Genomic DNA, 14,783 nt, shown 5'->3' on the forward strand with positions numbered 1-14,783 from the left:
CTATCTGGCGGTGAGGTGCGCCTGCAGGAAAGCACGCTCCGTTTCATTGTCGGTAAGCACCAGCGCCTCCTGATAAGCGATGCGTGCGTAGTCTGCGCGGCCGAGTCGCGACAGAAAGTCGGCGCGCGCCGCCGCAAGATACGGATAGCGGGCCAGCTGCGGGTCTGCGCCGAGCTCGTCAAGCCCGGCGAGCCCAGCCTCAAACCCTCGCGCGAACCCGAGTGCGATGGCCCGATTCAACTTCACGACCGGGGACGTCCAGATGTCCATGAGCACGTCATACAGCCCGAGGATCTCACCCCAGTCGGTCTCATTCCAGGACGCAGCCTCGTCGTGCACCGCCGCGATCGCCGCCATCAGCGCGAACCTGCTCGGCCGACCGCCCGGCCGCCGCACGCGGAGCGCCTCGCGCACCAGCGCGATGCCCTCGTCGATCGCGGCGCGATCCCAGACGGAGCGGTCCTGATCGGCTAACAGCACAAGCTCGCGATGCTCGTCAAGCCGCGCGTTGCGGCGCGCGTCCGTCAGCAGAACGAGAGCGAGAAGCCCGGCAACGTCGCGGTCCTCGGGGAGAAGGGTACGCAGCATCCGGGCCAGTTCGTGGCCGCGCTCGGCCAGGTCGCGGCGCATCAGATTCTCGCCGGACGGCGAGGTATGCCCCGTCGTGTAAATGAGATAGACAACGCTCAACACGCCGTCGATGCGCTCCGGCAATTCGGATGCGGGCGGCTCGCGATACGGAATGTGCGCCCCCTGAATCTTCTTCTTCGCCCGTGTGATACGCGCCGCCATCGTGGGCTCCGGCACGAGGAAGGCGCGCGCGACATCCGCCGTCGAGAGTCCACAGAGCAGGCGCAGCGTCAACGCCACTTGCGCGTCGAGCGCCAGCGCAGGGTGACAGCAGGTGAAGATCAGACGCAAACGATCGTCACGGATGCCATCGATCGCGTCGTCATCGTTGCCCGGCATGCCGGGCGAGGCGTCGTCAGGCTCAACGAGCTTGGGCAGCGCACGCTGCGCAGTTGCCGCGCGACGGCGGATGTCCAACGCGCGTCGCCGCGCAGCCACCGTCAACCATGCACCAGGACGATCCGGGATGCCGCGGACGCCCCAGGTTTCAAGCGCACTCGCATAGGCATCTTGCACGGCTTCTTCTGCGGTGTCCACGTCGCCGGCAATGTGCACGGTCGCCGCCAGTACAAAGGCCCACTCGCTTCGGTGGGCCTCCGCGACCGCTGCGGCGACCTCCGACGTGGCAGCAGCCCTAGCGGCAGCTGTAGCCGCAGCTGTAGCCGGCCGCGCGCTGACCGCACGCGGGCCGACGCGCGTGCGGCCGGCGTCCGACATCAGCCGGCGATCCGAACTGGACGCACTTCCACGCCGGTGGTTCCCGGGACTTCCTTTGCGATCCGCAGAGCTTCATCGAGATCGGCTGCCTCGACGACGAAATACCCGCCGACGGCCTCCTTGGACTCGCCGAACGGACCGTCGGTCACGGAGAACCCGCCCGATCCGTCCGGGCGGATCGATGTCGCCATGGACGCCGGCTCCAGAGCGATGCCACCGCGCAGCGCCGCCTGGTTGCGTGCCATGAATTCCTGGTAGCCGGCGCTCACAACATCCGTACCGGCGACCTCCACCATGTTGTCGTCCTCGAAAATCAGGATCAAATACTGAGACATGTCGTCTCCCTTCGAACGGAGCTCGCGATTCGAGCTTTCACTACTTCGACGGCGAGCGCGAGGGAAGATCGACAAATCGCCGCAATGAATTTCGGAGATCAGTTGGCTTCGCGCGACACCGTCCAGCAACGGGTCGTGACGCCAATGGCGTTCCAGACGTTGATCGTGGCGTTCCAGACGTTGATCGTGACGTTCAGGCTGATCAGCGCGCCGAGCACCGGCACTCGTCGTCGGCCACGGGGCTCCGCCCGGGGAGCATTCGCTGTCTCGGTTTTCGATGTGCCGGCTTTCGCTATGTTAAATGCGCCTCACATAAGGCGGATTTGAAACAGGGCAAACGCACACATCGATTCCGCCGACACGAGTGCTGTGCGCCGCAACCAGCCCCTCCGCCCGAGAGCCAGGCTCCCCCACTCAACAGTGCGGGTCGTTTGAAAAGATTGCGTTTAGCGCTAGTACATGCATCCTGCATGCCCTAGCGCTAAACTGATTGCATGCCCGTCACGATCAGCATTCGCGCGGTACCAGACGACGTGCGCGATGAACTCGCAGCCCGTGCCGCGCGCTCGGGTCGCTCGCTCCAGGAGTACCTCAGCGCCGAGCTGGCTGCGTTGGCGGCGCGCCCGAGCGCATCCGAGGCAATCATGCGCGCACGGATGCGAGCGGCTCATTACCCACCGATGGACGTGCGCGACCTACTGAACGACATCGATGCCGACCGGCGCTAGCGACACGACGAAGCGTGAAACGGTCGTCGTCGATGCATCCGTCGTTGTGACGGTGCTCGCCGACCCCGGCGCGCAAGGTGATGCGATCGCCGCCCGTTTGGACGGCGCAGACCTCATTGCGCCGAGCCTGCTTCCATACGAAGTGGCGAACGTGCTGCGACGCCGACGCAACGGCGGGCATCTGTCCTCTGCGGAGGCCGCGCTCGCCTTCGACGGACTCGCCGAGCTGGCCGTCGAACTGTGGCCGTGGGAAGTGCTCGCGAACCGGGTCTGGCAACTCGGCGAGAACCTGAGCAGCTACGACGGCGCGTACGTCGCGCTCGCCGAGCAAACTGCGGCCGTGTTGGTGACGCGCGATCGGCACATCGCGCGTGCGCCGGGCATCCTGTGCCGCATCGAAGTTTTCTGATTCTGAACGGCGCGCACGGTCACCAATGCGGGCGCTCTCGCCAGTGCGAGCCTTCTGCAGGTGCGGGCGTTCTGCAAGTGCGGGCGCTCTGCAAGTGCGGGCCTTCTGACGAATGTCGGCGGCCACCCGTAGCCTGCTCGTACAACCTTCCGCAGCTCGTGCCAGTCGAGTCAGGAGGACTCCGATGAAACTATTGTTGGCAACGAGCCAGACCCAGAACGCCCGCAAGGGCGATCTGAGCGAGTGCATCGAGGGCGAGCTCGTCTGGATGGTCGAACCATGCCCACTCAGCGCACGCTATCCCGACGGTCCCTGCGTGTGCGGCGTCACGTTCACCGGAATGTTTTCCGGCGGCGTGACCTCAACCGCGCAGGTGCGCGACATCGAGGGCATCACGATCGAAGACTATGTAGCCGCGCTCGAAGCGTGCCACGACGGTCGACCGGAGTGCACCTGCCCCTGGAACTCTGAGCGGATGGCCGAGACGCTTCTGCGCCGCGCCTCACGGTGGCCGATCGGCGCCGTCGTCTCGCGCAGACTCGACGTGCTTCGAGCGAGACGGATGCCCACCGCCGCGTAGGCGGGCGGGCGCGGAAGTGTCAGCGCGGGAGCGTTAGCGGGCGCGTCAGCGGGCGGCGCGGGTGAGTCGTACGGCGCATGGGCACGACGGGAGGAAGATCGATTGTATGAGCGATGAACTTGAACCCCGCCATTCCGACGCGGTGCTCCGTGACAACACGTTCGGCATCCTGGACGGCGAAGGTACCACCGACGAGAAAATCACCCGGCTGCTCGCGCTGCTGCCGATGGCCTTCGAAGTCATGGACGAAGCCCGCAGCACGATTGCCCGACTGCGCGACGAGAACGAAGCGCTCAAGCTCGCTCAGGCAGAACGAACAGGGCGGCAGGGAGAACTCGTACGGGGCGAACTCGAGTCCTTCCGGTGAGTGCTCCAGCATCATTTCTGGCGCTCGGCGACGAGCGCTTCGTCTCACTGACCACGTTCCGCAAGACCGGTGTGCCGGTCCCGACAACCGTGTGGATCGCCCGTGACGGCGACAATCTGATTGTCACAACGCCGAAAGACAGCGGCAAAGTCAAACGGTTGCGCCACAACGGCCGAGTGGAACTGCGCCCGTGCAACCGACGCGGCGCAGTCGCCGACGGCGTAGTCTCGGTTCCCGGCATCGCCGTGATCTGCGACGACGACGCGACCCGGGAGCGTCAGTCGGCTGTTTTTCTGAAGAAGCTTGGCCTCGAATATCGCATCTTCATGTTCATCGAACGCCGCGGCAGGTCGGGCGCCAAGAGACGGGTGATGCTGAAGATCAGCGCTGCTTAACGCAGCACCGAACTCAGCAGAATGCTCGTCTCACTGTTGACAACCCCTTCGATCGAGCGAATCCGGCCCAACAACCGGTCGAAGGCCATCAGTGTGTCCGTGCGCAGGTCGGCGACCAAGTCCCATCCGCCGTTCGTCGAGTGCAGTGCCTGAACTTCCGGAAAACCGCGCAGCCGTCGGATGACATCATCTGTGGAACGACCCTCGACCTCGATCAAGGTGATTGCGCGGATGACATCGGTCTCGGATTCTTCACGGATGCGCACGGTGAATCCAAGCACCGTGCCAGACGCGACCAGGCGACTCAGCCTGTTGTTGACGGTCGCCCGCGTCACGCCAAGCGTCTGCGCCAATGCCGCGACCGGCTCCCGCCCGTTGGTGCGCAGTTCCGCGATCATGCGTCGGTCGAGGTCATCTAAATCATTCATGCGCATACTGTACGCAGGAACTGCTCACAACATATAGTCAGCTGCCATAAATGATCAGCAATCTCTCTTGTGACTATGCAGGTTTCCTACCTAGCGTTAAGAGTTAAGAGAAGAGCGAACCCGAGGGAGCTAGGCGGAATGGTCCGATTCGTTGGCGTGCAGAACGTGGTGCGGTGGATACAGGCCACCGGCCTCGAAACAATCCTCGCCGAGTTGGGCGAGTACGTGGCCGACGATTACCGCCGCTGGGAGTCGTTCGAAAAGGCGCCGCGCGTCGCCAGCCATTCCGCCATCGGCGTGATCGAGTTGATGCCCACGAGCGACGGCCACTTATACGGCTTCAAATATGTCAACGGCCACCCTTCCAACCCCGCCAAAGGCCTGCAGACCGTGACCGCCTTCGGCGTACTGGCGGATGTCGACAGCGGCTATCCCCTGATCGTCGCCGAGATGACGGTGCTGACCGCGCTGCGCACCGCGGCGACTTCGGCGATGGCGGCGAAGCACCTCGCCCGACCGAATTCCACCACCATGGCGATGATCGGGGCCGGCACGCAGGCGGAGTTCCAGGCGATTGCGATGCGTGGGGCGATCGGCATCCGCAGCCTGCGCGTGTTCGACACCGATGAGCATGCTTCTGCGAAACTCGTGCGCAACCTCACCCCGCTCGGCTTCGACGTCTACGTGGCGACGGATGACGCTGACGCGGTCGCCGGCGCAGACGTGATCACGACCTGCACCGCAGACAAGACCAATGCCACGATCCTGACCGACGACATGGTCGTGCCGGGCGTTCACATCAACGGAATCGGAGGCGACTGCCCGGGCAAGACAGAGTTGGATGCCGCGATTCTGCGCCGGGCCGATGTGTTCGTCGAGTTCCCCGAGCAGACGCGGATCGAGGGCGAGATCCAACAACTCGAAGCGGATTTCCCCGTGACAGAGTTGTGGCGGGTCGTGGCGGGGCAGGAGCCGGGGCGCACCTCCGAGTCGCAGATCACTGTGTTCGACTCCGTTGGCTTCGCCATCGAAGACTTCTCTGTGCTGCGCTATTTGCGCGATAAGACCAACGGCACCGAGTTCTCCGTGGACATCGACCTGATCGTCGATCCAGACGACCCCAAGGACCTGTTCGGCTTCGCCGTCGGTTCCGACGCCCCCGTTCCAGCCTTGTAGGCAGACCGGATGTCCATCCCACGCGTCTCTACTCCGCGCCAATCCAATCCGCGCCAGGTTATGCAGCGCCTCTCCATTCAGGCGCCGTCGGCAGTGGTCGTGATCCGGCCGCGCCATTTCGCGCCGAACCCGGCCACGACGATCGACAACACGTTTCAGACGGCAGTGCCGGCGAGCGCGCTCGAGGAGGTCGCGGCATCCGCCTGGCAGGAGGTCACCGAGGTTGCTGCGACGCTGCGCGCTCACGGCGTGAGCGTGCACCTGTTCGACGATGAACGCATGGACCGGCCCGACGCGGTGTTCCCGAACAACTGGTTCTCGACGCACTCCGGCGGGCACATCGCTGTGTTTCCGATGCAGTCGCCGAGCCGTCGCAGCGAGCGACGCAGTGATGTGATCGAGCTGCTCAAGCACGACTACCGTGTGCAGGATGTGATCGACTATTCCGGGCTCGAATACGACGACGTGTTCCTCGAGGGCACCGGCGCCATGGTGCTCGATCACGTGAGTCGAGTCGCGTACACGGTGCGGTCGGCGCGTGCAGACCCGATCGCGCTCGAACGATTCTGCACGAACTTCGGCTACGAGCCCATGGCGTTCGACGCCATCGACGAGACGGGGCATCCCGTTTATCACACCAATGTGCTGATGTGCATCGCCACCGACTTCGCGCTGATCGGGTTGGACTTCATAGCGGATGCGCTCCGCCGCACCCAGGTCGTCGAGCGATTGGCCGCACCGGGACGCACGATCGTCGCGTTGAGTCCGGCACAGGTGCGTGAGTTTGCCGGCAACGCAATCGAGTTGCAGGGGCGCGACGGACGCATCCTGGCGATGTCTGCTCGGGCAGTGGCGAGCTTGGATGCAACGCAGCGCGCTGTTATCGAGGCCAGTTGCATGATCGTCCCGCTGGCCGTGCCGACGATTGAACTCGCCGGAGGTTCCGTGCGCTGCATGCTCGCGGGCATCCACCTGGACGCGCGCCCGGCACCACCGCCGGTCGAGTAGCGCACGAGCGCGGCGAATACGCATATCGAGACCAGGTCAGCTCACGCGCCGGGGGTCTCGATACGCCTGCTCGCTGGCGCTCGCGGGCTACTCGACCAACGAGTACCGGTACCGGTGGTCGAGTAGCGCATGAGCGCAGCGAATACGCGTATCGAGACCGGGTCAGCCGACCTGCGGAGGCCTCGATACGCCTGCTCGCTAGCGCTCGCGGGCTACTCGACCAACGAGTACGTTGGTCGAGTAAGGAGCGCCAGCGACTGTATCGAGACCGGGTCAGCTCACGCCCGGGGGTCTCGATACGCCTGCTCGCTAGCGCTCGCGGGCTACTCGACCAACGAGTACCGGTACCGGTGGTCGAGTAGCGCATGAGCGCAGCGAATACGCGTATCGAGACCGGGTGAGTTCACGCGCGGGGGTCTCGATACGCCTGCTCGCTAGCGCTCGCGGGCAACTCGACCGGCGAGAGGTTACAGGCTGCGGCCGTCTTCCCAGAGGCGATCGGACGTGCCACCGATCAGGGCCGCAGCGGACAGCGCCTGCGCGTCGGTGAACGAGGCGATGTAATCGATCACCGCACGTGAGCGGCCTAAGCGGGCCAACGCTTCATCATCCGTCGGCTCACCGGCACGCATGCCGAGCAATTCGGGCGCATCCGCTCGCAATTGCCGATACGCTTCGGTCGTCGCCTCAGCTGAATCCGTGAGCCGCCGCGGGGCGCGGGCCGCGTCATCCGGATCCTCGAGCCAGGCCGAGAAACCCGACACGAGCGATTCGATGACGCGCGCCTGACCCTTCTGGTAGATCGCGAGGTCCGGCCGGTCCAGCACGAAGCGCGAGTGCACGAACTTGAGCACGACGACGTCATGCCAGGCATCCTGGGTAAGGCGCACATGGCCGCTGCGTACATCCGGATTTCTCTCGACAACGATGGATGCTTTCAGCCGGTCGATCCACCGTCTGGTGAACGCAGCGATGGCATGATCGGCGGCTAGGCCTCCGTCGTACGGCACCGCGAGCAGCCCGTCGACCAAGCCCTCCTTGACCCGCAGCACGGCTTCGCGGAACGCAGCGTCGTCGGCGATCCAGGCATCCTTCTGCACAGTGCGCCGCCAGGCGAGTTCGAGCGAATATCCCGGCGTGCGGAACGCATCCTCCAAGCGGCGGCGCTCCAGCCCGGCGAGGCCGCCCTGGTCGGCCAGCCAACTCTGCAGCTCGGCGGCGACCGGCGTGTGCTGCAGCACTCCGGCACGATAGAAGTCATCCAGGTCGTGCACCGAGTATGCGATGTCGTCGGCGATGTCCATGACCGAACACTCGACGGTCTGCTGATACCGGCCGATCGCCGGGTACGCGGACCGTGCCTGCGCCATCTCGAGCGCGTTCAACGTGTAGGCCGAGTATTTCTGCGCGCCGTTCGCTCGGTCAATTCCGACGCCGCGAGGCAGCAGGTGAGCAGGGCCGTTCGGCTGCGGATCGTGCGGTGCAGCTGTCCACTCGCCTCGCGTCCACGGGTATTTGAGCACGGCCGCCCGCACGGCCGCCGTCAGATTGAGGCCGCGTTCGCTGGTGTCGCTAGTGTCCAGTGTCGTCAGAATGCGGAACGTCTGGGCGTTGCCTTCGAACCCGTCGGGCAGGCCGAGGCGCCCGCGCGCCAGCCGGTCGAGAGTCTGTTCGCCGAGATGACCGAACGGTGGATGCCCGAGGTCATGCGCGCTTGCGGCCGCCTGCACGACGACGGGGTCGCATCCGCCGAGCACCTCGATCGTGCGCGCCTGTTCGGTATGCGGAGGCAGAGCCCTGGTGCGTTCGACTCCATCACGCAGGCCCATCGCGATGGAACGCGCGACCGCGGTCACCTTGAGCGAATGCGTCAGCCTGTTGTGCACGACCGTGCCGCTGCCCGCCTGTGGAATCACCTGCGTCACGGCGGAAAGCCGCGAAAAATACGGCGAGAAGCGGATGCGTTCCAGGTCGACCCGGAACTCGTCCTCACCGCGGGCGGCCGCGTCAAGCGACGCTTCCGGAAACGCGCGGGCGCGCGTGGGCGACGTGCTGTTTTCGGCGGCACCGGATTCGGCGGCACCGTATTCGGCAGCGCCGTATTCGGCAGCGCCGGGCTGGCCAGAAGTCGAATTCTGCATCACTGACGATTCTGCCCCACCTTCCGCCGACTTCGACGCGCGGCGTGTCGGCACTGATGGCCGGTCTGGCCCTGCTCCGGTCCGCGGCGATAAGAACCCCCGCATCCCGGACCGTCGCTCCGGTCACCCGTGGAATCGGCTCACCAGGTGCCGGAGCAATTCCGTGGCACGCGAGCCGGATGCAGGGACATCGGCAATCGACATCCGGTGCGGTGCCCGGACTGCTTGGCCGCTCATCGCAGAAGTCCCGACAACAGGTCAGAACCCAGGCGCTGGATGGCCACGGCGTCTGCGCGGTAGAGCACGAATCGTCCCTCTCTGCTGGAAGTGGCCAGACCTGCCTCGCGAAGCACTGCAAGGTGACGCGACACTTCCGGGGCGGACACTTCCCAACTCTGGGCAAGCTCGGCGGTCGACCAATGGAGACCCCAGATCGGGGCGCAGTCGCGACGATTAACGAGATTCGTCAATCGTCTGCACGCAAGTGAGCAACGGGTCGGCTTCCGACCTGCCGAGCGCAGGCGATGGTGGCAGGATGGGCCGATACGACTGATCGCCGAGATGACGTTTTGTGAGACGATCGCCGGGCCGTGGGGGCCGAGCACGGGCAGCCCTTTCGGTTCCCGACTGTATTGGTCTGTTACAGCTGCGACACTTCGCGGAGATCGCATCGATGCGCGATCGGCGATGCCCGGCGCAGACTGGATTCGGCTCGGGCCTGATGGCATCCGCCGCCAGGATCAACGGTTGGTGTTCGAAACGTCAGACGCCGCGATCGTGACACTCACCTACGACAACGCGCTTATCCGCGAAAGCGACGCGTTCATGAAGGCGTTGGCCAACGGCGGCGAAACCAGTGTGGAGGATCAGCACATGCGAATGGTTGCCCAATTCGACACAGGTGACGAGCGCTACGCGTGGCTCACCCAGAGCCTGTTCATCGGTGCGGGCCGCGTCGCTGGAGACCACCAGATCGAATACCAGATCTACCGACTCGATTGAGAAACGCCGTGCGGATGCGGATGCTGGCGCCTTCAAACCGCAGTTGATCAGCTGTGCCGCAAGCCGCAAGCCGCAAGCCGTTGGCCGCAAGCCGTCGGCCGGAAGCCGCCAGCCGTGGGCCTACGGGGTTTTCAGGTCGTGAATTGGGCGCCCGGGGTCAAGAGGTGCAGGCGGTCGGTGAGGCCGGCCCGCTCGAACGCCACACGGAGACTGTCCGCGTCCTCGGTGAAGTGCGCCCAACCCTCGAAGTGCAGCGGCACCACATGGAGGGCGTCAAGGATCTGCGCAGCCTCGGCGGCCTGCGCGCTGGTCATTGTCAGGAGCGCGCCGTCCATCAACGCCGTTCGGGCGGCTCCGGCGAACAGCAACACGATGTCGATGGGAGCGAACCGTTTCGCGACGGCGCGCACAATCTCCAGTGACGCATTGTCCCCGCTGATATACACGGTGGGCACCCCGTCTCCGGACACCACGAATCCGGTCACCTCACCGACCGCGCCCAGTGATCCGTCGGGCCCATGCTGGGCGGGAACCCCGGTCACGGTCAGGTGGCCGCCATCCGGACGAGGAAGCTGCACGTGGTCCCAATTCGGAAGCACCTGCACGGTCGATCCCAACCGTCCGCGAGCAGCCGCGGTGGATAACACGAGAGGAACCGTCGCCAGGAAACTTCGCCCGGCCACGTCCAGGTTGTCGGGATGTTGATCGTGGGAGAGCAGCACCACATCAACCGGGCCGGCCTGCTCGGCCGGGAAGGCCGGCCCGGCCGTCTTGCTCAGAACTCGGGTACCGATCGGGTAGTCGGCGGGCGGGTCGAATGTGGGATCGGTGACAAACCGGACACCGCCGATCGTCAGGATCGCGGTCGGCCCGCCGACATAACGGATCGTGACCGTTGCTCCATCAGCTTCCGTAGCCATGACTGTTCGATTCCTCTCCCGCCGTCGGACACATCGTCGTTGAAGTTCACGAACACGCGGCACGGCACCCGCATTCCCGTGCGGCCCGCGGGAGCCTCTTGCAGCGCTTGGCTGGCGGCATGAGTGGCTGCTGGTCGAGCCTCTGGTTCAGGTGGTGTGTTCGAGTACGCGGCCGATGATGCGGGCCCCTTCGGGGAAAGCGCCCGGGTTGGTCCCCGAGTAGTTGAGTCGGATGAAGTGTCCCGAGGCTTCGGCTGGAAACCACTCTGTTCCGGGGGCGATGAGCACGCCGTCGTCTTCGCATTCTCGAACGAGGCGCGCCAGGTCGGTGGTGTCGGGCAGGCGCAGCCACAGGTTGAGTCCGCCTGGTGGGATGTTCGTGAGGTGGGCCAGCGGTGTGTGCTCGGTGAGGCTGTCGATCAGAAGGTCACGGCGTGCGCGGAGCTGTTGACGTAGACCTCGCAGGTGGGTTTGCCAGGCGGGCTGCGTCACGATGTCGAGTGCGGCGGCTTGAAGGATGCCGCTGACATACATGGATGCCGCCCCGCGGTCGGCGAGGATGCGCTCGCGTGCGGAGCCGCGTGCCACGATCGCCGCGATGCGGATGGCGGGCGAGACGCTTTTTGTCAGAGAGCGAATATAGATGACATGCCCGGAGTCGTCGCGGGCGGCCACTGGCGCCGGAGTCGAAGTGATTCCGAAGTCGTGCGCCCAGTCGTCTTCGATGAGGAACGCACCGTTCGCGCTGACGACATCGAGGATCTGGCCGGCTGTGCTTGCCGACCATTGTGCGCCCGTGGGATTGGCGTAGTTCGGCTGTGCATAGAACGCTCGAGCTCCTGTTTCCTCGAACGCACGCGCGAGCTCGTCGGGATCGGGGCCGTGAGTGCCGCTTGAGACGGGGATCACGCGCACACCGGCTTGGGCAGCAGCGAGAATCGCACCCCAATACGTCGGCGACTCCATCAGGAGTGGCTGGCCGGTCGTGACGAGCGCACGGAATATCGAGCTGAGCCCACTCTGGCTACCCGGGAGGACGATGACGTCGCTCGCCGTGGGCGGGGTAATGCCGACCGCTGTCGCTTCGGCGAGCTCATTCGCGAACCAGGATTGCAGCTCGGGCAGGCCTGGCCCCGGTGACCGGGTGACGGCAGCGTCGCTGCGCGCGGCGCGGGTGAGGGCCGCTCGGATGAGACGCTCGGGAAGGAGCTCACGATCCGGGTATCCGGCATGCAGGGCGATTGCGCCGTGCGCGGGACTGCGCATCGTGGCCGAGCCCGACGGGATGCGGGTGAGCGGGGAGCCCAGCGCGGAGGTCTGCCATCCGTAGTCGAGCGGCCGTGCCGTGCGCACCGCGCGAACGAAGTTGCCGGCGCCGGGTCTGCTCTCGATCAGACCACGGGCGTTCAGCGTGCGCATCGCCTTCTGCACAGTGACGGGACTAGCGCCGAAACGCGAGACCAGCGCACGGGTCGCGGGAAGTTTCGATCCCGCCGTCGCAGTAGAAATCCAATCCTCCAGCTCCGACACGATTCGCGAACTGCTATCATGGTTCATGACAGACAATAGTAGCGCTACTCCAATTTTACAGCAAGTGATATCGCCATCGCATGCCGGACTGTGGTGGGGCCTCGTCGGGGTTGCGGCGTTCTCATTCACCGTGCCGTTCACGCGTGTCGCGGTCGGCGGGTTGTCACCGTTGTTCATCGGTTCTGGGCGGGCGGTGGTCGCCGCAGTGCTCGCGGCCGCCGCTCTCGTTTTGACGCGGCAATTGCTCCCGCGCGGCATTCAGTGGGTGCGGCTCGCGGTGGTCGCCGGCGGTGTCGTCATCGGTTTTCCTTTGCTGACCTCCTTCGCGCTGACGACGGTTCCTGCCAGTCACGGTGCCGTTGTGATCGCGTTGCTGCCTGCCGCGACCGCGGTCATGGTCGTTATTCGAGGGAAGGAACACCCCGGGCGGTCGTTCTGGCTGATGGCCGGGATCGGCGCGCTCGTGGCGGTCGTCTTTGCCGCCTTGCAAGGCGGCAGCTTCGCACAACTGACCTGGAATGACCTGCTACTGTTTGCCGCCGTCATCGCAGCGGCGATCGGATATGCAGAGGGCGGATTGCTCGCCCGCGAGCTCGGTGCATGGCAGACCGTGTCCTGGGCACTCGTCCTCTCCTCACCCCTGATGCTCATCCTGACGATCGCCTCGCTCGTGCAACGGCCGCCGACGGCAACACTGATCGATTGGGCCGCATTCGCCTACCTGGCGGTCGTGAGCATGTTCCTGGGCTACTTCGCCTGGTATCGCGGGCTCGAAATCGGACCGATGGCGCAGGTCAGCCAGGTACAACTGATCCAACCGGTGCTCAGCATCATTTGGGCGGCAGTCCTGCTTCACGAGGTATTGGGCTGGGCGACGATCATCGGCGGGATCGCCGTTGTGCTGTGCGCAGGGCTTGCCGTGCGCGCCCGCCGGGGTGATCGGGGTGCAGTGAGCCGGACCGATCCCCGAGATGATCGGTGTCGGCAGGTGAGGAGCCCCTCGGCGGGCGGGCGCTCAGCCCGAGGATAATGGCCTTTGTGTCCGACCAGGGTGATCGTCGTGGCGGGCCACTCGGTGCCCTGCCACCGTTGGCAGGCGAGGATTTCGTCTGTGCACGTTGCGGAGTATTTTTTGCTGAGGTGCCGGTCGAACAGGCACTCGAGTCGGTCGGACGGGTGCCCGGCGAGGTGCGGGACGTGGTGTCGGCTGCACCGCCCCAAATTCGTCGCGTGCGCCCGAACACACAGTACTGGTCGATTACGGAGTACGTCTGCCACCTGCGCGACGTGTACGCCACTTACACGATTCGGCTGCACCGGGCCGTCACCGAGAGTGAGCCGGTGTTGGAGCCGATGTTCAATGACCTGCGCGCGCAGCGGTTTAGATACAACCAGCTTGACGTGTATGCCATCCTGCCCGAGCTGATCGCGAATGCTGCCGGGTTCTGTGAAGAAGCGAACCACGTCCGTACCACTCAATGGGGTCGAATCGTGACCCGGCTGCCGGGTGAAGCCCGTACCGCGCGGTGGCTGGCGCGCCAGGTCATGCACGAGGGGACGCACCATCTCGATGACATCCGCAGAACGATTGCCGCTGTCTCAAAGACCACGTGACGCCGGTGCGCTGGCGTTCAGTTGCGTGAAGCTCGGGAGTCTGCGGAGGTCCGCTGCGGTCTGCAGGATCGTCGGGTTGGCTGACGTGAAGTCGGCGAAAACCTCGCCGGCCGTCAGGTCGAGCGAGACGAGGTGAGGCGGTCCTGACCGAGCGCGATGCCGATAATGACGATGAGCGCTCCGACCGGCTCGTTCCAGTCGACCGGCTCGGCAAGAACGGCGGCGCCGAGTGTGACGCCGACCAGCGTAGTCAGATAAGTGACGGTGGACGCGTTGGTTGCCCCCAGGCAGCTACCACGTTGGTGTTCCACACATATGCCAGACCGGTACCTATGGCGCCGAGCAAGAGCACGCTGATCACCACCCGGAGCGAAAGCCGGACGGGTTGGGCGGCGATGAACGGTGTGAGCAGGAGCATGATGACGGCGCCGATGCTCACCTGAACAGTAGCCACGACCACAGCGGGCAGTCGGCGCGGTGAGACGAATCGTCGTAGGTAGACGAAGGTCGCACCATAACACGCGGTGGCCAGCAGGCATGCTCCTTGCCCGAGAAGAGAGCCGCCGGCGACGCCTCGCCATGGACCCATCACTACCATCACCCCGACGAACCCGAGGATCAGACCGCCTACACGCGGGAGCGTGAACCGTTCCTGGTGCAACGCCGCCGCCGCCACAAGCGTGGTCATCAACGGGGTTGTCGCGTTATAGATGCTCGCCAGGCCAGAGGAAACGTACTGTTCGGCCCACGCGAATAGCAGAAAGGGCACGACACACAGAAGGATCGCCACGACGGTCAGGTGC

18 protein-coding genes are annotated in these 14,783 nt (G+C 65.1%); 10 read left to right on the forward strand and 8 right to left on the reverse strand.

The features are described 5' to 3' along the window. Window positions 1–1,347 (reverse strand): RNA polymerase sigma factor, encoded by a 1,347-nt coding sequence (locus QU604_RS16270; protein WP_308465662.1) that lies wholly within the window; start codon window positions 1,345–1,347, stop codon window positions 1–3. Further along, window positions 1,347–1,682 carry a YciI family protein gene (locus QU604_RS16275; protein ID WP_308465663.1) on the reverse strand — a complete coding sequence of 112 codons (336 nt, stop codon included), beginning with the start codon at window positions 1,680–1,682 and terminating at the stop codon, window positions 1,347–1,349. Before QU604_RS16275 ends, QU604_RS16270 begins: the two co-directional genes overlap by 1 nt. 494 nt (window positions 1,683–2,176) lie before the next feature. Here QU604_RS16275 and QU604_RS16280 point away from each other — a divergent pair, with 494 nt between their 5' ends. The 5 genes from QU604_RS16280 (at window position 2,177) to QU604_RS16300 (ending at window position 4,161) form a co-directional block, all read left to right on the forward strand. Further along, entirely contained in the window at window positions 2,177–2,410 is a 234-nt protein-coding gene (locus QU604_RS16280) for a FitA-like ribbon-helix-helix domain-containing protein (protein WP_308465664.1), read from the forward strand. Beyond that, a complete protein-coding gene (locus QU604_RS16285) occupies window positions 2,394–2,819 on the forward strand; it encodes a type II toxin-antitoxin system VapC family toxin (protein WP_308465665.1) in 426 nt (141 codons plus the stop codon). The genes QU604_RS16280 and QU604_RS16285 overlap by 17 nt, the downstream gene beginning before the upstream one ends. A gap of 184 nt (window positions 2,820–3,003) precedes the next feature. Beyond that, window positions 3,004–3,399 carry a DUF7715 family protein gene (locus QU604_RS16290; protein ID WP_308465666.1) on the forward strand — a complete coding sequence of 132 codons (396 nt, stop codon included), beginning with the start codon at window positions 3,004–3,006 and terminating at the stop codon, window positions 3,397–3,399. Window positions 3,400–3,505: 106 nt separating this feature from the next. Continuing rightward, window positions 3,506–3,766, forward strand: a complete 261-nt coding sequence (locus QU604_RS16295) for a hypothetical protein (protein ID WP_308465667.1) — start codon at window positions 3,506–3,508, stop codon at window positions 3,764–3,766. Next, complete coding sequence (locus tag QU604_RS16300; RefSeq protein ID WP_308465668.1) at window positions 3,763–4,161, forward strand: PPOX class F420-dependent oxidoreductase; 399 nt, start codon at window positions 3,763–3,765, stop codon at window positions 4,159–4,161. The genes QU604_RS16295 and QU604_RS16300 overlap by 4 nt, the downstream gene beginning before the upstream one ends. Here QU604_RS16300 and QU604_RS16305 read toward each other — a convergent pair. Further along, the gene (locus QU604_RS16305; protein ID WP_308465669.1) at window positions 4,158–4,589 is read right to left on the reverse strand and encodes an Lrp/AsnC family transcriptional regulator; all 432 of its coding nucleotides are present in this window, start codon (window positions 4,587–4,589) and stop codon (window positions 4,158–4,160) included. The two genes, QU604_RS16300 and QU604_RS16305, sit on opposite strands and share 4 nt — an antisense overlap. A gap of 138 nt (window positions 4,590–4,727) precedes the next feature. On the opposite strand from QU604_RS16305, the gene QU604_RS16310 reads away from it, so the two are divergent. Beyond that, window positions 4,728–5,765, forward strand: coding sequence for an ornithine cyclodeaminase (locus QU604_RS16310; protein WP_308465670.1), 1,038 nt, complete (start codon window positions 4,728–4,730; stop codon window positions 5,763–5,765). A 9-nt stretch (window positions 5,766–5,774) separates the two neighbouring features. Next, window positions 5,775–6,773, forward strand: a complete 999-nt coding sequence (ctlX, locus tag QU604_RS16315; RefSeq protein ID WP_308465671.1) for a citrulline utilization hydrolase CtlX — start codon at window positions 5,775–5,777, stop codon at window positions 6,771–6,773. Window positions 6,774–7,240: 467 nt separating this feature from the next. Here ctlX and QU604_RS16320 read toward each other — a convergent pair whose 3' ends face one another. Then, a complete protein-coding gene (locus QU604_RS16320) occupies window positions 7,241–8,914 on the reverse strand; it encodes a deoxyguanosinetriphosphate triphosphohydrolase family protein (RefSeq protein WP_308465672.1) in 1,674 nt (557 codons plus the stop codon). 233 nt (window positions 8,915–9,147) lie between these two features. Continuing rightward, complete coding sequence (locus tag QU604_RS22235; RefSeq protein ID WP_409349976.1) at window positions 9,148–9,585, reverse strand: ArsR/SmtB family transcription factor; 438 nt, start codon at window positions 9,583–9,585, stop codon at window positions 9,148–9,150. Here QU604_RS22235 and QU604_RS16325 point away from each other — a divergent pair. Further along, window positions 9,476–9,916, forward strand: a complete 441-nt coding sequence (locus QU604_RS16325) for a DUF3237 domain-containing protein (RefSeq protein WP_308465673.1) — start codon at window positions 9,476–9,478, stop codon at window positions 9,914–9,916. The genes QU604_RS22235 and QU604_RS16325 overlap by 110 nt on opposite strands. A gap of 131 nt (window positions 9,917–10,047) precedes the next feature. Here the strand turns inward: QU604_RS16325 and QU604_RS16330 are convergent, their stop codons facing one another. Both QU604_RS16330 and QU604_RS16335 read right to left on the reverse strand, forming a co-directional pair. Further along, window positions 10,048–10,836, reverse strand: coding sequence for an MBL fold metallo-hydrolase (locus QU604_RS16330; protein ID WP_308465674.1), 789 nt, complete (start codon window positions 10,834–10,836; stop codon window positions 10,048–10,050). Window positions 10,837–10,983: 147 nt separating this feature from the next. Next, a complete protein-coding gene (locus QU604_RS16335; RefSeq protein ID WP_308465675.1) occupies window positions 10,984–12,393 on the reverse strand; it encodes an aminotransferase-like domain-containing protein in 1,410 nt (469 codons plus the stop codon). Here QU604_RS16335 and QU604_RS16340 point away from each other — a divergent pair. Continuing rightward, complete coding sequence (locus QU604_RS16340; protein ID WP_308465676.1) at window positions 12,392–13,396, forward strand: DMT family transporter; 1,005 nt, start codon at window positions 12,392–12,394, stop codon at window positions 13,394–13,396. The two genes, QU604_RS16335 and QU604_RS16340, sit on opposite strands and share 2 nt — an antisense overlap. Before the next feature lie 110 nt (window positions 13,397–13,506). Continuing rightward, complete coding sequence (locus tag QU604_RS16345) at window positions 13,507–13,980, forward strand: DinB family protein (protein ID WP_308465677.1); 474 nt, start codon at window positions 13,507–13,509, stop codon at window positions 13,978–13,980. A gap of 250 nt (window positions 13,981–14,230) precedes the next feature. Here QU604_RS16345 and QU604_RS16350 read toward each other — a convergent pair whose 3' ends face one another. Continuing rightward, window positions 14,231–14,770: a DMT family transporter gene (locus QU604_RS16350; protein ID WP_308465678.1), complete on the reverse strand. Its 540-nt coding sequence runs from the start codon at window positions 14,768–14,770 to the stop codon at window positions 14,231–14,233. Window positions 14,771–14,783: the final 13 nt, after the last annotated feature.

This window comes from Rathayibacter sp. SW19 (assembly GCF_030866825.1).
GTDB lineage: Bacteria > Actinomycetota > Actinomycetes > Actinomycetales > Microbacteriaceae > Rathayibacter_A > Rathayibacter_A soli.